This is a genomic window from Pseudomonas sp. B35(2017) (assembly GCF_002113645.1).
GTDB lineage: Bacteria > Pseudomonadota > Gammaproteobacteria > Pseudomonadales > Pseudomonadaceae > Aquipseudomonas > Aquipseudomonas ekonensis.
Genome location: NZ_NEIZ01000004.1, coordinates 262,149 through 277,718, shown reverse-complemented (window position 1 = coordinate 277,718; position 15,570 = coordinate 262,149). Strand labels below are relative to the sequence as shown.

13 protein-coding genes and 4 tRNA genes are annotated in these 15,570 nt (G+C 61.7%); 13 read left to right on the top strand and 4 right to left on the bottom strand.

Features of this window, described 5'->3' with window-relative positions:
- Positions 1 to 29: 29 nt before the first annotated feature.
- A complete protein-coding gene (locus CAG41_RS28565) occupies positions 30 to 200 on the bottom strand; it encodes a hypothetical protein (protein WP_170930275.1) in 171 nt (56 codons plus the stop codon).
- A gap of 229 nt (positions 201 to 429) precedes the next feature.
- Here CAG41_RS28565 and CAG41_RS10310 point away from each other — a divergent pair, with 229 nt between their 5' ends.
- Both CAG41_RS10310 and CAG41_RS10305 read left to right on the top strand, forming a co-directional pair.
- A complete protein-coding gene (locus tag CAG41_RS10310; protein WP_085579636.1) occupies positions 430 to 1,101 on the top strand; it encodes a hypothetical protein in 672 nt (223 codons plus the stop codon).
- Between the two features lie 98 nt (positions 1,102 to 1,199).
- The gene (locus CAG41_RS10305) at positions 1,200 to 1,403 is read left to right on the top strand and encodes a hypothetical protein (RefSeq protein WP_085579638.1); all 204 of its coding nucleotides are present in this window, start codon (positions 1,200 to 1,202) and stop codon (positions 1,401 to 1,403) included.
- A 52-nt stretch (positions 1,404 to 1,455) separates the two neighbouring features.
- Here the strand turns inward: CAG41_RS10305 and pbpG are convergent, their stop codons facing one another.
- Both pbpG and folD read right to left on the bottom strand, forming a co-directional pair.
- Complete coding sequence (gene pbpG / locus CAG41_RS10300; RefSeq protein ID WP_085580083.1) at positions 1,456 to 2,394, bottom strand: D-alanyl-D-alanine endopeptidase; 939 nt, start codon at positions 2,392 to 2,394, stop codon at positions 1,456 to 1,458.
- Positions 2,395 to 2,622: 228 nt separating this feature from the next.
- Positions 2,623 to 3,477, bottom strand: a complete 855-nt coding sequence (folD, locus tag CAG41_RS10295; RefSeq protein ID WP_085579640.1) for a bifunctional methylenetetrahydrofolate dehydrogenase/methenyltetrahydrofolate cyclohydrolase FolD — start codon at positions 3,475 to 3,477, stop codon at positions 2,623 to 2,625.
- A gap of 275 nt (positions 3,478 to 3,752) precedes the next feature.
- Between folD and CAG41_RS10290 the strand changes: the two genes are divergently transcribed.
- The 11 genes from CAG41_RS10290 (at position 3,753) to CAG41_RS10240 (ending at position 14,241) form a co-directional block, all read left to right on the top strand.
- Positions 3,753 to 3,829 (top strand) — tRNA-Arg (locus CAG41_RS10290).
- Positions 3,830 to 3,861: 32 nt separating this feature from the next.
- Positions 3,862 to 3,937, top strand: a tRNA-His gene (locus CAG41_RS10285).
- A 57-nt stretch (positions 3,938 to 3,994) separates the two neighbouring features.
- Positions 3,995 to 4,079: transfer RNA gene (locus CAG41_RS10280), tRNA-Leu, on the top strand.
- A 77-nt stretch (positions 4,080 to 4,156) separates the two neighbouring features.
- Positions 4,157 to 4,232 (top strand) — tRNA-His (locus tag CAG41_RS10275).
- 309 nt (positions 4,233 to 4,541) lie between these two features.
- Positions 4,542 to 5,852 carry a trigger factor gene (gene tig, locus CAG41_RS10270; protein ID WP_085579642.1) on the top strand — a complete coding sequence of 437 codons (1,311 nt, stop codon included), beginning with the start codon at positions 4,542 to 4,544 and terminating at the stop codon, positions 5,850 to 5,852.
- 92 nt (positions 5,853 to 5,944) lie between these two features.
- The gene (clpP, locus tag CAG41_RS10265) at positions 5,945 to 6,580 is read left to right on the top strand and encodes an ATP-dependent Clp endopeptidase proteolytic subunit ClpP (RefSeq protein WP_085579644.1); all 636 of its coding nucleotides are present in this window, start codon (positions 5,945 to 5,947) and stop codon (positions 6,578 to 6,580) included.
- A gap of 113 nt (positions 6,581 to 6,693) precedes the next feature.
- Positions 6,694 to 7,977 carry an ATP-dependent Clp protease ATP-binding subunit ClpX gene (gene clpX, locus CAG41_RS10260; protein WP_085579646.1) on the top strand — a complete coding sequence of 428 codons (1,284 nt, stop codon included), beginning with the start codon at positions 6,694 to 6,696 and terminating at the stop codon, positions 7,975 to 7,977.
- Between the two features lie 242 nt (positions 7,978 to 8,219).
- On the top strand, positions 8,220 to 10,616 hold the full coding sequence (gene lon, locus CAG41_RS10255; protein WP_085579648.1) for an endopeptidase La: 2,397 nt from the start codon (positions 8,220 to 8,222) through the stop codon (positions 10,614 to 10,616).
- Between the two features lie 148 nt (positions 10,617 to 10,764).
- Positions 10,765 to 11,037, top strand: a complete 273-nt coding sequence (locus tag CAG41_RS10250) for an HU family DNA-binding protein (RefSeq protein WP_008077714.1) — start codon at positions 10,765 to 10,767, stop codon at positions 11,035 to 11,037.
- A gap of 230 nt (positions 11,038 to 11,267) precedes the next feature.
- Positions 11,268 to 13,139 (top strand): SurA N-terminal domain-containing protein, encoded by a 1,872-nt coding sequence (locus CAG41_RS10245; protein WP_085579650.1) that lies wholly within the window; start codon positions 11,268 to 11,270, stop codon positions 13,137 to 13,139.
- 226 nt (positions 13,140 to 13,365) lie between these two features.
- Positions 13,366 to 14,241 carry a DUF2242 domain-containing protein gene (locus CAG41_RS10240; RefSeq protein ID WP_085579652.1) on the top strand — a complete coding sequence of 292 codons (876 nt, stop codon included), beginning with the start codon at positions 13,366 to 13,368 and terminating at the stop codon, positions 14,239 to 14,241.
- A gap of 286 nt (positions 14,242 to 14,527) precedes the next feature.
- Here the strand turns inward: CAG41_RS10240 and CAG41_RS10235 are convergent, their stop codons facing one another.
- Positions 14,528 to 15,568 carry an AraC family transcriptional regulator gene (locus CAG41_RS10235; RefSeq protein WP_085706961.1) on the bottom strand — a complete coding sequence of 347 codons (1,041 nt, stop codon included), beginning with the start codon at positions 15,566 to 15,568 and terminating at the stop codon, positions 14,528 to 14,530.
- Positions 15,569 to 15,570: the final 2 nt, after the last annotated feature.

The window sequence follows — 15,570 nt, the reverse complement described above, 5'->3', positions numbered from 1 at the left end:
TTTTTTCCGTTTGGGCTGTCGGGCGCCAGTCAGTGCGCGGTGGCGTGGCGGGTGCGGTGCCTGGCGGTCTTCTGCGCAGGTTCGGGACGGGGCGGATGAGGGTGGTGGCGCCGGGCGATGCGCAGCACGCCCCACAACATGGCGGCGGCCACGGCCAGCCAGCCGGCTATCAGCATCATGATGGTCATCGTCAGGCTCATCGTTGCCTCCTCTTTTGCCCTGCGTCGGGCGCACGCTTTCTCTATCTTCAGGCTTCAGTCTAGACGCTGGTGTGTTTCAGGCCATTGACCGAAGGTCGAGGATGACCGACCGATTCGCTCTATGCCCGGCAAGCGTCTGCCGTTTCGGGCTATACCCCGGCGCTGCGCCGTCCTATGATCGTCGGCCAAGCCGGAACACGACGACCGGCGTCTTTGATAGAGAGTGACGATGGTGCAGGTATTTTCTCGGATCCGCGCGGCGCTGCTGGCGGCAGGTTGCGCAGCCGCCCTGGCGGGGTGCGCGGGCAGTGTGGCGCCGGAGGTTCAGCGTTTGCCGGAGCGGGTCGAGCTCAGCGGCACGTTCTACCGTGGCGAGGCCAATCAGAGCGGGCCGCAGGTGCTGGCCAGCCTGTTGTCGCAGCAGGGCATCGTGATCACGCCGGGCCTTTTGGAGAAGCCGCTGCGCCTGCCCCAAGCGCAAGACCAGTTGCAGCAGAACCTGCAGAACCTCGCCCGGGAATACGGCATGGTGGTCTATCCGCTGGACAGCCGGCTGCCGGCGCTGCTGACCCAGGTCGCCGCAGGCTATCCGGTGATGGTGCGCTTCAGCGAAGGCTCGGCCTTCTGGGCCGAGCCGCGCTACGCGATCCTCTCCGGCTACGACCGGAAAAAGCAGACCGTGCTGTTGCGCGCCGGGATGAACCGACGCGAGCTGATGGGCTTCGACGCCTTCGAGTCGGCCCTGAACAAGGCCGGCGGCTGGGCGGTGCTGATCCAGAAGCCTTCGCAGGTGCCGGCCTCGGTCGACCGCCAGCGCTGGCTGAAGGCCGCCGACGAGCTGGCCCAGGCCGGGCAGGAGCAGGAAGCGGCCCAGGCGCGCAAGGCGCTGGGGGCGCAGTAAGGCGCCGTTCGTCATCTCTCGGGCACGGCGTGGTGCATCGGGTTTCTTATGGTCAGAGGCCCGGTCGTTCCGGGCCGTATCCCGGATGCGAGGTGCACATGAGTACCGATTCGAGCTTCGATGACCATAAACCCGACAGCGTGCCGACCACGGCGGAACCCGAGGTGGATCCGGTGCTGGATCCTGAAAGCCCGCTGCGCGACCCGTTGGCCCGTCCGGCGGTGGTGACGCCGCATACGCGGGATCCCAGCGCCGGCGACGGCATCCCCGACGATGACCAGATGCCGCTGCCCAACGATTGAAACTGCAGACGAAAAAAAGCCCCGAACGTTCGGGGCTTTGTCGTTTCGCGGATTACTTGGATGCTTCGACCACGTTGCCGGGGCGGTTCTTCAGGTTCTTCGCCGCCTTGTACTGCAGCGCCGCCGCCGGTGCGTTGGTGCTCTTGCCGGTTTCCACCCAACTGCGGATGCGGCTGGCGTCGGCGAAGTGGGTGTACTTGCCGAACGCATCGAGGATCACCAGGGTCACCGGGCGGTTGCCCATGCGGGTCACCAGCACCAGGCAATGCCCGGCGGGGTTGGTGAAGCCGGTCTTGGTGATCTTGATGTCCCAGTCCGCCTTGTTCACCAAGTGGTCGGTGTTGCGAAAGCCCAGGGTGTAGTTGGGCTTGCGGAACGACACGGTCTTTTCCTTGGTGGTGGTCAGTTCGCTGAGGATCGGATGCTTGTGCGCGGCCACCAGCAGTTTGCTCAGGTCGCGGGCGGTGGACACGTTGCGCTCCGACAGGCCGGTCGGTTCGACGAAATGGGTGCTGGTCATGCCCAGGGCCTTGGCCTTGGCGTTCATGGCGGCGATGAACGCTGCGTAGCCGCCCGGGTAGTGGTGGGCGAGGCTGGCGGCCGCCCGGTTCTCCGAGGACATGAGCGCGATCAGCAGCATCTCGCGGCGCGGCAGTTCGCTTCGCAGTTTGACCCGGGAGAACACGCCCTTCATTTCCGGGGTATTGCTGATGTCGACGTCGATCCATTCGTCCATGTTCTGTCGCGCTTCCACAACCACCAGGCCGGTCATCAGCTTGCTCACGGAGGCGATCGGCACGACCACGTCCGGGTTGCTGGAATAGATGACTTTATTGGTCTGCATGTCCATCAGCAGGGCGCTGCCGGAGGCGATCTTCAGTTGCGAGGCGTCTCGGGGGGCAGCGGTGGTTTCGGCGGCATCGGCCGTTGGCGTGAGGAGTGTGCCTGAAAATGCAAAAACCAGGCTCAGGATGGAGAGGCGAATATTCACGCGGGCGAACTCATAAGGGTTGGAAATGCCGCTTTTGTAACGGCTTGTGTCGTAAAAACGACGCATTGTAGGAGTATGGTCGAAGAACTGTCGATGGTTGTGCGAGAGCCATGAAAAAGTCGTGAAAAGCCCTGTGAAAATAGGGGTTTCCGGCGAACGGTAAAGGTTTTTTCGAGGGCATGAAAAACCCCGCGCAAGGCGGGGTTCTCAGGGGGCGGAAAACGCGCCTCAGCCGTGCAGGGTTTCTGCCGCGTAGAGCGTGTTTTCCAGCAGGCAGGCGCGGGTCATCGGGCCTACACCGCCCGGCACCGGCGTGATCCAGCCGGCGCGGGGCAGGGCGGTCTCGTACACCACGTCGCCCACCAGCTTGCCGTCTTCCTGGCGGTTGATGCCGACGTCGATCACGATCGCGCCTTCCTTGATCCACTCGCCCTTGACCAGGCCCGGCTTGCCGGCGGCGACCACCACCAGGTCGGCGCGGCCGACGTGGCCGGCCAGGTCCTTGGTGAAACGGTGGGTGACGGTCACGGTGCAGCCGGCCAGCAGCAGTTCCATCGCCATCGGGCGACCGACGATGTTGGAAGCGCCGACGACCACGGCGTGCATGCCGTACAGGTCGACGCCGGTGCTTTCCAGCAGGGTCATGATGCCTTTGGGGGTGCACGGGCGCAGCAGCGGGATGCGCTGGGCCAGACGGCCGACGTTATAAGGGTGGAAACCGTCGACGTCCTTGTCCGGACGGATGCGCTCCAGCAGCTTGGAGGCGTCCAGGTGTTCCGGCAGCGGGAGCTGGAGCAGGACGCCGTCGATCGCCGGGTCGTCGTTCAGGCGGTCGATCAGGTCGGCCAGCGCCTGCTGGGTGGTGTCGGAAGGCAGGTCGTAGGCCTGGGAAAGGAAGCCGACCTCTTCACAGTCTTTACGCTTGTGCGAGACATAAACCTGAGAGGCAGGATCGCTGCCGACCAGGATCACCGCCAGGCCCGGCGTGCGCAGGCCTTGCTCGCGACGCTCTGCGACCCGTTGGGCGATCTGCTGGCGCAGGCTGGCGGCGATGGATTTGCCGTCGATTAGTTGTGCAGTCATTGCGCGTGATTAACCATCGAGAGGGGAAAAAATGAGAACGCATTCTCGCATGTCAGGCGGTGAGGGCAAAGGCGCTTGGTCTGCAAATTCCCCTAACCCCTTTAATTAAATGAATTTTTTTTAAAAAGGATTTGACGGTCTCCGGGTGTCTCTATACTATTCGTCGCACTTGTCGGGCACAGCCTAGCACTGGTTAAGAAAGTCGAGCGGAATCAAGGTTCTGCAAGGCCGGAAAGCACTTAGTTTGTAGTCCTCCAAGGGTACAGATTAACAAGGCGCCCGTAGCTCAGCTGGATAGAGCATCCGCCTTCTAAGCGGATGGTCGCAGGTTCGAGTCCTGCCGGGTGCGCCATTAGGCAGCATTGGCACAAGTAGCGCGATATGGTGGGCGTAGCTCAGTTGGTAGAGCACGGGATTGTGACTCCCGTTGTCGTGGGTTCGATCCCCATCGTCCACCCCATATTCAAAAGGCGCCAGATTTAACGGTCTGGCGCCTTTGCTTTAACCGCTTCAAGTCGCGGATGTGGTGGAATTGGTAGACACACTGGATTTAGGTTCCAGCGCCGCGAGGCGTAAGAGTTCGAGTCTCTTCATCCGCACCAATCAAGGCTTCATTCATGCCGCTGGCTTGGTTGAGGTATCGCAAAGGGGCTGAAAGGCTTTTTTGACACGCAATATGGTGGGCGTAGCTCAGTTGGTAGAGCACGGGATTGTGACTCCCGTTGTCGTGGGTTCGATCCCCATCGTCCACCCCATATTTCGAAAGGCGCCAGATTTAACAGTCTGGCGCCTTTTTTGTTTCGGCGGTCCGTGTTTCGGGCCGGCTGTCAGGGAGATGCTGGCGCGCCTCTTCTATATATAGAATGGTCGGCACGAACCCCTGGCGGGATTGTTGTATTCGCCTGCGGAGCGCGGCGCATCCGTGCGTCCGCACCGGAAAACCGCCTGCTGCGTTTCCACCTGATTTCAGTAGGGTGACTTCTTGGGTTTGACCCACTAGAATGCATGCCCTTGATTCTGGGGTCGGAAACGGCCGGCCAACGTCTGTGCAACGAGGAATATCCATGCAAGTTTCTGTTGAAAATACTACTGCTCTTGAGCGCCGCATGAGCGTCACCGTGCCGGCCGAGCGCATCGAGAGCCAGGTCAACAAGCGTCTGCAGCAGACTGCCCAAAAGGCCAAGATTGCGGGCTTCCGTCCAGGCAAAGTGCCGATGAGCGAAATCAAGCGCCGTTTCGGTGCCGACGCTCGTCAGGAAGCGGTGGGCGACGTGATCCAGTCCTCCTTCTATGAGGCGGTGGTCGAGCAGAAGCTGAACCCTGCCGGTTCGCCTTCGATCGAGCCGAAATCCCTGGAAGCCGGCAAGGACCTGGAATACGTAGCCGTATTCGAAGTGTTCCCTGAGTTCACCGTCGCCGGTTTCGACGGCATCACCGTCGAGCGCCTGAGCGCCGACGTGGCTGACGCCGACCTGGACAAGATGCTGGACATCCTGCGCAAGCAGAACACCCGTTTCGAAGTGGCCGAGCGCGCTGCCCAGAACGAAGACCAGCTGAACATCGATTTCGTCGGCAAGGTCGACGGCGAAGCGTTCGCCGGCGGTTCCGCCAAGGGCACCCAGCTGGTGCTGGGCTCCGGCCGCATGATCCCGGGCTTCGAAGAAGGCCTGGTCGGCGCCAAGGCCGGTGAAGAGCGCGTTCTGAACCTGACCTTCCCTGAGGACTATCAGAACCTGGACCTGGCCGGCAAGACCGCCGAGTTCACCGTGACCGTCAACACCGTATCCGAGCCTCAGCTGCCTGAGCTGAACGAAGCGTTCTTCGCCCAGTTCGGCATCAAGGAATCGGGCCTGGAAGGTTTCCGCACCGAAGTTCGCAAGAACATGGAGCGTGAACTGCGTCAGGCGATCAAGTCCAAGGTGAAGAACCAGGTCATGGACGGTCTGCTGGCCACCAACCCGATCGAAGTGCCGAAGGCGCTGCTGTCCAACGAAGTCGACCGTCTGCGCGTGCAGGCCGTCCAGCAGTTCGGCGGCAACATCAAGCCTGACCAACTGCCGGCCGAGCTGTTCGAAGAGCAAGCCAAGCGCCGTGTGGTGCTGGGCCTGATCGTGGCTGAAGTGGTCAAGCAGAACGACCTCAAGCCTGACGAAGCGCGCGTTCGCGAAATGATCCAGGAAATGGCCTCGGCTTACCAAGAGCCTGAGCAAGTGGTGTCCTGGTACTACAAGAACGAGCAGCAACTGAACGAAGTCCGTTCGGTTGTGCTGGAAGAACAAGTTGTGGATACTGTTCTGCAGAAAGCTAGCGTGACCGACAAATCGGTCTCTTACGAAGAAGCGGTCAAGCCGGTAGAAGCTCCAAAAGCCGACTGATTGTTCCTGCGTTAAGAAGTACACACATAAGCCAGCCTTCGCGCTGGCTTATGTGCATTCAAGACATAACTATTTGGGAGTGACTGCAGAGCATGTTCCGAAATTCTTATATTCAGCAGAACTCTGATGTCCAGGCCGCCGGCGGCCTGGTCCCGATGGTTGTCGAGCAATCCGCTCGCGGCGAGCGCGCCTATGACATCTACTCGCGTCTTCTCAAGGAGCGGGTGATCTTCCTGGTCGGTCCTGTCGAAGACTACATGGCCAACCTGATCTGCGCGCAACTGCTGTTCCTTGAGGCGGAAAACCCGGACAAGGACATCCATCTCTATATCAACTCGCCGGGTGGTTCGGTGACCGCGGGCATGTCGATCTACGACACCATGCAGTTCATCAAGCCGAACGTGTCGACGACCTGCATCGGTCAGGCGTGCAGCATGGGCGCTTTCCTGCTGACCGCCGGTGCGCCGGGCAAGCGCTACTGCTTGCCGAACTCGCGCGTGATGATTCACCAGCCGCTGGGCGGTTTCCAGGGTCAGGCCTCGGACATCGAGATCCACGCCAAGGAAATCCTGTTCATCCGCGAGCGCCTCAACACGTTGATGGCCAAGCACAGCGGGCGCACGCTCGAGGAAATCGAGCGCGACACCAACCGCGACAACTTCATGAGCGCCCACGCTGCGCGCGAGTACGGCTTGATCGATGAAGTGATCGAGCAGCGTCCCGCTTAAAACAAGCAGCCCGAAAACAAGGCAGGTCGGCAGGTCCGATCACCTGCGGGCTTGAAAAAGCCCGCAATAGCCTTCATCTTGTGTTGCAAGCCTATCGGATTTGGATCGATCGAATGACTGACACCCGCAACGGCGAGGACAACGGCAAGCTGCTTTATTGCTCCTTCTGTGGCAAAAGCCAGCATGAAGTACGCAAATTGATTGCCGGCCCCTCGGTCTTTATCTGCGACGAGTGCGTCGACCTGTGCAATGACATCATCCGCGAGGAGGTGCAGGAGGCACAGGCCGAAAGCAGCGCGCATAAACTGCCTTCGCCCAAAGAAATCAGCGGCATCCTTGATCAGTACGTGATCGGTCAGGAGCGTGCCAAGAAGGTTCTGGCGGTAGCGGTGTACAACCACTACAAGCGTCTGAACCAGCGTGACAAGAAAAGTGACGATGTCGAGCTCGGCAAGAGCAACATCCTGCTGATCGGCCCGACCGGTTCGGGCAAGACCCTGCTGGCCGAAACCCTGGCCCGCCTGCTGAACGTTCCGTTCACCATCGCTGACGCGACCACCCTCACCGAGGCGGGGTACGTGGGCGAGGACGTCGAGAACATCATTCAGAAGCTGCTGCAGAAGTGCGACTACGATGTGGAAAAGGCCCAGATGGGCATTGTCTACATCGACGAAATCGACAAGATCTCGCGCAAGTCCGACAACCCGTCGATCACCCGCGACGTGTCGGGCGAGGGCGTGCAGCAGGCCTTGCTCAAGCTGATCGAAGGCACCGTCGCCTCCGTTCCGCCGCAGGGTGGCCGCAAGCATCCGCAGCAGGAGTTCCTGCAGGTCGACACCCGCAACATCCTGTTCATCTGCGGCGGTGCGTTCTCCGGCCTGGAAAAGGTCATCCAGAATCGCTCCACCAAGGGCGGCATCGGCTTCAACGCCGAAGTGCGCAGCAAGGAAGAGGGCAAGAAGGTCGGTGAATCCCTGCGTGAGGTCGAGCCTGACGATCTGGTCAAGTTCGGTCTGATCCCGGAATTCGTCGGTCGTCTGCCGGTGCTGGCGACCCTGGACGAGCTGGACGAGGCTGCTCTGATGCAGATCCTCACCGAGCCGAAGAACGCGTTGACCAAACAGTACGCCAAGCTGTTCGAGATGGAAGGCGTGGATCTGGAGTTCCGCTCCGATGCGCTGAAGTCCGTCGCCAAGCGTGCGCTGGAGCGCAAGACCGGTGCCCGCGGCCTGCGTTCGATCCTCGAAGGCGTGCTGCTCGACACGATGTACGAAATCCCGTCGCAGTCCGACGTGAGTAAAGTCGTGATCGACGAAAGCGTCATTGAAGGCAAGTCCAAGCCACTGTACATCTACGAGAACAGTGAGCCGACCGCCAAGGCAGCGCCGGACGCGTAAGCGTCCACCGTGCCGGATCAGGAAGGGGCCTTCGGGCCCCTTTGCTTTTTCGGGTGCAGGCGATCCGGCGCAAGCGGGCCGGGCTGTTCCCCACGGCACTCAATCCCTGCGTGCGCATGCGTAAGTCGTGATTTTTCAAGCCGATCCTTTATCCGCTTGTATTTTTCGGATGCAGCCCCCATCTTGGTTTCAAGCTTACTTCCATCCTTTTACGGCCATCTGGCCGACGCAGAGGCGAAATCATGAAGACAACCATCGAATTGCCTCTCCTGCCATTGCGTGATGTCGTGGTCTATCCGCACATGGTTATCCCACTGTTCGTGGGGCGCGAGAAGTCCATCGAAGCCCTCGAGGCAGCGATGGCGGGCGACAAGCAGATCCTGCTGCTGGCCCAGAGAAACCCGGCCGACGACGATCCCGGCGAAGAGGCTCTCTACCGCGTAGGCACCATCGCCACCGTTCTGCAATTGCTCAAGCTGCCTGACGGCACGGTCAAGGTGCTGGTCGAAGGCGAGCAGCGCGGCACCGTCGAGCGTTTCAGCGAAGTCGACGGTCACTGCCGCGCCGAAGTGTCGCTCATCGAAGAGACCGACGCCGCCGAGCGTGAATCCGAAGTGTTCGTGCGCAGCCTGCTGTCGCAGTTCGAACAATATGTGCAGTTGGGCAAGAAAGTCCCAGCCGAAGTCCTGTCGTCGCTCAACAGCATCGACGAGCCGGGCCGCCTGGTGGACACCATGGCCGCGCACATGGCGCTCAAGATCGAGCAGAAGCAGGAGATCCTGGAGATCGTCGACCTGTCGGCCCGGGTCGAGCACGTCCTGGCGCTGCTGGACGCCGAAATCGACCTGCTGCAGGTCGAGAAGCGCATCCGCGGCCGGGTCAAGAAACAGATGGAGCGCAGTCAGCGCGAGTACTACTTGAATGAGCAAATGAAGGCCATTCAGAAAGAGCTCGGCGACAGCGACGAAGGCCACAACGAAGTCGAGGACCTGAAGAAGCGCATCGACGCCGCTGGCTTGCCGAAAGACGCCCTGGCCAAGGCGACCGCCGAGCTGAACAAGCTCAAGCAGATGTCGCCGATGTCCGCCGAAGCCACGGTGGTGCGCTCGTACATCGACTGGCTGGTGCAGGTGCCGTGGAAGGCCCAGAGCAAGGTACGCCTGGATCTGGCCCGCGCCGAAGACATTCTTGATGCCGACCACTACGGCCTCGAAGAGGTCAAGGAACGCATCCTCGAATACCTCGCCGTGCAGAAGCGCGTGAAGAAGATCCGTGGCCCGGTGCTGTGCCTGGTCGGTCCTCCGGGCGTGGGCAAGACCTCGCTGGCGGAGTCGATCGCCCATGCCACCAACCGCAAGTTCGTGCGCATGGCCTTGGGCGGTGTGCGTGACGAAGCGGAAATCCGTGGTCACCGTCGGACCTACATCGGTTCGATGCCAGGAAGATTGATTCAAAAGATGACAAAGGTGGGTGTCCGCAACCCGCTGTTCCTGCTCGATGAAATCGACAAGATGGGCAGCGACATGCGGGGCGACCCGGCGTCGGCGTTGCTGGAAGTGCTCGATCCGGAGCAGAACCACAACTTCAACGACCACTATCTGGAAGTCGACTACGACCTCTCCGACGTAATGTTCCTGTGCACCTCCAACTCGATGAACATCCCGCCGGCGCTGCTGGACCGGATGGAAGTGATCCGTCTGCCGGGCTACACCGAGGACGAGAAGATCAACATCGCGGTCAAATACCTGTCGCCGAAGCAGATCCAGGCCAACGGCCTGAAGAAGGGCGAGCTGGAGTTCGACGAGGAAGCGATCCGCGACATCATCCGTTACTACACCCGTGAAGCCGGTGTGCGCGGTCTGGAACGCCAGATCGCCAAGGTCTGCCGCAAGGCGGTCAAGGAGCACGCGCTGGAAAAACGTTTCTCGGTGAAAGTGACAGCTGACCTGCTGGAGCATTTCCTGGGCGTGCGCAAGTTCCGCTACGGCCTGGCCGAACAGCAGGATCAGATCGGACAGGTGACTGGCCTGGCCTGGACTCAGGTCGGCGGCGAATTGCTGACCATCGAAGCCGCTGTCGTGCCGGGCAAAGGGCAGCTGATCAAGACCGGTTCGCTGGGCGACGTCATGGTCGAATCGATCACCGCGGCCCAGACCGTGGTGCGCAGCCGCGCCAAGAGCCTGGGCATTCCGCTGGACTTCCACGAGAAGCGCGACACCCACATCCACATGCCGGAAGGGGCGACCCCGAAAGACGGCCCGAGCGCCGGTGTAGGCATGTGCACCGCCCTGGTGTCGGCTTTGACGGGCATTCCTGTGCGTGCCGATGTCGCCATGACCGGCGAGATCACCCTGCGCGGCCAGGTGCTGGCCATCGGCGGGCTGAAGGAGAAGCTGCTGGCGGCCCACCGCGGCGGAATCAAGATCGTCATTATCCCGGAAGAGAACGTGCGCGATCTGAAGGAAATTCCGGACAATATCAAGCAGGATCTGCAGATCAAACCGGTTAAATGGATTGACGAAGTCCTGCAAATTGCGCTGCAATACGCGCCGGAGCCCTTGCCGGATGTGGCTCCGGAGATAGTTGCCAAGGACGAAAAACGTGAGTCTGACTCTAAGGAAAGAATTAGCACGCATTAGTACGCATTTGCCTGGGGGGCTTCCTTGACAGCTTTTTAGAGCCCTTGTTATAAAGCGGCTCTTAAGTGTCTGTAGGCCATTCAGCACTCGTTTTTGCTTTCACCAAAAAACTTAGAATCATACTCAAATAGATATAAGGGGACTTAGAGTGAACAAGTCGGAACTGATTGATGCTATCGCTGCATCCGCTGATATCCCGAAAGCTGCTGCTGGCCGTGCGCTGGACGCTGTAATCGAATCCGTCACTGGCGCTCTGAAGGCTGGCGACTCCGTTGTTCTGGTTGGCTTCGGCACTTTCTCCGTGACCGATCGTCCAGCTCGCGTTGGTCGCAACCCACAGACCGGCAAGACGCTGCAAATCGCTGCTGCTAAAAAGCCAGGTTTCAAAGCCGGTAAAGCCCTGAAAGAAGCTGTCAACTGAGTTCGATTCAGGTTTTTACCCATCCGGGTCGGGGTCATGCCTGACTTGGCAGCGGGGCGGTAGGGCAGGCGAGCCGAAGCGTTGCCTGCCACGCCGGGATCGAGGGTTCGAGCCCTGTCCGCTCCGCCAGTTTCGAGAAGGCGCATCCTCGGGTGCGCCTTTCTTCTATCCGGATTCTACCCACGCTCCACGGTTGCCCACTCTGAAGTACAACCGTTTCTGGGGGACGCATGCTGCAGAACATCAGGGACAATTCACAAGGCTGGATTGCCAAGACCATCATCGGAGTCATCGTCGTACTGATGGCTCTGACCGGTTTCGACGCCATTTTCAAGGCTGCCACTCACAAGAATGAGGCAGCCAAGGTCAATGGCGAAGAAATCAGCCAGAACGAGCTGAGCCAAGCCGTCGACATGCAGCGCCGTCAGCTGATGCAACAGCTGGGCAAGGATTTCGACGCTTCTCTGCTCGACGAAAAACTGTTGCGCGATTCGGCCCTTAAGGGCCTGATCGACCGTAAGCTGCTGCTGCAAGGCGCTGAACAGTCGAAGTTCGCGTTTTCGGAAGCTGCGCTGGATCAGGTGATCCTGCAGACGCCTGAGTTCCAGGTGGACGGCAAGTTCAGCTCCGAGCGCTTCGACCAGGTGATCCGCCAGTTGGGTTACAGTCGCATGCAGTTCCGCCAGATGCTGGCCCAGGAAATGCTGATCGGCCAACTGCGCGCCGGCGTCGCCGGCAGCGGCTTCGTCACCGACGCCCAGGTGCTGGCGTTCGCCCGCCTGGAGAAGCAGACCCGCGACTTCGCGGCGCTGAGCGTCAAGGCCGACCCGGCTGCCGTCAAGCTGACCGATGACGAGGTCAAGGCTTACTACGACGAGCACGCCAAGGAATTCATGACCCCGGATCAAGTGGTCATCGATTACCTGGAACTGAAAAAGGCCTCGTTCTTCGACCAGGTGTCCGTCAAGGACGAAGACCTGCAGGCGGCCTATCAGAAAGAGATCGCCAACCTGTCGGAACAGCGTCGTGCGGCGCATATCCTGATCGAAGTCAACGGCAAGACCACCGAGGCCCAGGCCAAGGCGAAGATCGAAGACATCCAGGCACGTCTGGCCAAGGGCGAGAAGTTCGAAGCGCTGGCCAAGGAGTTCTCGCAGGATCCGGGTTCGGCCAACAACGGCGGCGACCTGGGCTATGCAGGTCCCGGCGTCTACGACCCGGCGTTCGAGAAAGCCTTGTACTCGCTGGCCAAGGATCAGGTGTCCGCACCGGTGCGCACCGATTTCGGTTTCCACCTGATCAAGCTGCTGGGCGTCGAGGCGCCGGAAGTGCCGACGCTGGCGAGCCTGAAGGACAAGCTGACCCGCGAGCTGAAGGCCCAGCAGGTCGAGCAGCGTTTCGTCGAGGCGACCAAGCAACTGGAAGACTCTTCGTTCGAATCCTCCGACCTGGCCCAGCCGGCGCAGGATCTGAAGCTGACCGTGCACACCTCCAAGCCGTTCGGCCGTGAGGGCGGTGAAGGCGTTGCCGCCAACCGTGCCGTGGTGACGGCTGCGTTCAGCACCGAAGTGCTGGATGACGGCGCCAACAGCACCGCCATCGAGCTGGATCCGGAAACCGTGATCGTGCTGCGCGCCAAGGAGCACCTCAAGCCTGCTCAACTGCCGCTGGAAAGCGTGTCTGCGGCTATCCGCACCCAGTTGGTCAAGGAGCATGCCAGCGCTGCCGCCAAGACCCGTGCCGATCAGTTGATCGCCAGCCTGCGTGACGGCAAGGCACCGGCCGACAAGGCGGTGGACGGTCAGGGCTGGAAAGTGACCGAAGCGGCCACCCGTGCCCAGGAAGGCGTCGATCCGGCGGTGCTGCAAGCGCTGTTCCGCATGCCGAAGCCGGCCGCCAAGGACAAGCCGACCTTCAGCAGCATCACCCTGCCGGACGGCGGCGTGACCATCGTGCGCCTGAACGGCGTGAACGAAGGCGCCGCGCCGACCGAAGAAGAGAAGGCGCAGTACCGCCGCTTCCTCGCCTCGCGCGAGGGCCAGCAAGACTTCGCGGCTTACCGCAAGCAGCTGGAAGGCCAGGCGGACATCAAGCGTTACTGATGTTCGGTTGAGCGCAAAACGTCAGGCCCCGGATGAGAATCCGGGGCCTTTTCGTTTCCGCCGGGCGGCGGATGACAGTTTTTTCATCGTACGTTTGTCGGTGCGACTTTTTCCGGCCACCCATGACCGGTACAGTTGTAACCGATTCAAGACACTAATCCATGCGCCGCGGGGTGGCGATCTGATGCACAATACGCCCCGGACCGTTTTTCCCTCAGGATGTTCAATGTTGAATTCAATACCCGTGCGTTTCTTCGGGTTGGCGCTGTTGCTGACCGCCGCTGCCGGCTGCTCCAAGGACAAGCCCGTTTACGAGCATGAGAACTTCGATGACTCCGGCACGTTCTCGCGCAACTATCCGGTGAGCGACACCGCCAGTTGCGAAGCGGCGCGCCGTGCGTTGCTCAGCCAGGGCTACATCATCACCAGCAGCGACCCGAAACTGGTCAGCGGCCACAAGAGTTTCCAGCAGACCGGCGAGAGCCACCTGGAAATCAGCTTCAACGTCGTGTGCGCCGAAGACAGCAGCGTCGGCCATCACGCGACGGTGTTCGCCAACGCCCTGCAGGACCGCTACGCGCTGAAGAAGACCAACAACTCCGCCAGCCTGGGGGTGGGCGTGCTGGGTTCGGTGTCGATGCCGATCGGCTCGTCGGACGATTCGATGGTGAAGGTGGCCAGCGAGACGGTGTCGTCGCAGAAGTTCTATGAGCGTTTCTTCACGTTGGTCGAGCTGTTCCTGCCGGCGGACGCCAAGAAGGCAGCGCACATCACCGAGAAGCCGAAGACCGACCTGGGCGTGCCTGAGGCCAAAACGACGCCGGCGGCCGAAACGCCTGCACCGGCCGCAGAGCCTGTGGCGGCACCGGCCCCCGCTCCGGCGGTGCAGGCCACGCCGGCTGCGCCTGAGGCGGCGCCAGCACCTGCCGAGGCGACGCCCGTCAGTGCGCAACCGGTGACCCCGACCGCCGAAACGGCACCGGTCACACCGTCGCCGAGCGCGGAACCTGCGCCCGCCACGGAGGCCGTCACGCCGCCGGCCAACCCTGCAAACCTGGCGCCGCCGTCCGAGCCGATTTCGGCGCTGCCCGCCGGCCAGTGACACGGGCAGGAGCGGGTCGGTTCGCTCCTGCAACGGCGCCGCAAAAAACCGCGATAAATTCCCCTCCGGCTGCTACGTTAGTTTCATGAAGGCGGTGTTTCATTTTTCCTTCATGCGGGCACTTTAAGCTCGGCGCACGGGTCTGTTCTTCAGACCATTTTCGGCAAGCGGGGGATCACACGATGGATGACTATCAAGAAGAGCTGCTCGAGTCGCAGGCCTTTGAACTGGACTCGCCGGAGCCGGCCGAAGACGCCACCGAGCTCTGAGGCACCGGCCTGGCGCTTCAGGCCGTCTTGCGGTGACTGCGGCGGAACTCGCCCGGCGTCTGGCCGGTCCAGCGCTTGAACGCGCGCTGGAAGGCTTCGGCTGAGGCGAAGCCCAGCAGGTAGGCGATTTCGCCGAACGCCAGTTCGGTGTCGCGGATGTAGGTCATGGCCAAGTCGCGGCGGGTGTCGTTGAGAATGGCGCGAAACTGCGTGCCTTCCTCGGCCAGCTTGCGGCGCAGGGTCCAGGTCGGCAGCTTCAGGCGTGCCGCAACTTCTTCGAGGTCGGGTTCCCGGCCGCCATTGAGCAACGGCCCCAGCAGTTGCGTGATGCGTTCACGCAGGCTGCGGGTGCGGGTCAACTGCTCCAACTCCCTTTCGCACAATTGCAGCAGGTGCCGCCAGGTGCTCGGGCAGTGTTCCGGATTGCGTTGGGCGAGGCTGTCCAGGCTCAGGCGCAGCTGATTCTGCTGGGCGCCGAACTGGATCGTACAGTCGCCGAGCTGTGAGTAGGCCTCACGGTAATCCGGCGCGTCGAACTCGATCTCGATCCGCTCCGCATGCAGCGGTTCGGGGCTGACGCTGGAGAGCTGCTGCAGCCAGCCGGCGATGATCGAGTCCACCACGAAGCGGTTGTAGGCGTTGTACGGGCTGATCGAGTAGAAGCGCAGCCAGGCGCCGTCGGTGTCTTCGTGGAAGCTCGATTGGCCGCGGTAGTTGGAGCCGTACAGCGCTTCGAAGCGGATCAGGCAGCGGGCGGCTTCGCGCACGGTGGGCGCCTGGGCCGCCGTGACCCCGGCCAGCCCGGCCTGGCTGAGGCGGCTGAGCCGGCCCATGCGCAAGCCGAGCGCCGCATCGCCGGTCAACTGGATCGCCCCGTGGCCCAGGCGCATGTAGCGGGGGATCGACAGGCGCGCGCCGGCCTCGGCGAGGCGGGCGGGATCCAGGCCGTACTGTTCAAGCAGGGGCTGAGGGTCGGTGCCGTGGCTGCGCATGGCGTCGGCCAGGCTGTGGACGAAACCCACCGACAGATCCCCGAGGCGCATCGGCAGCGGCTTCATGG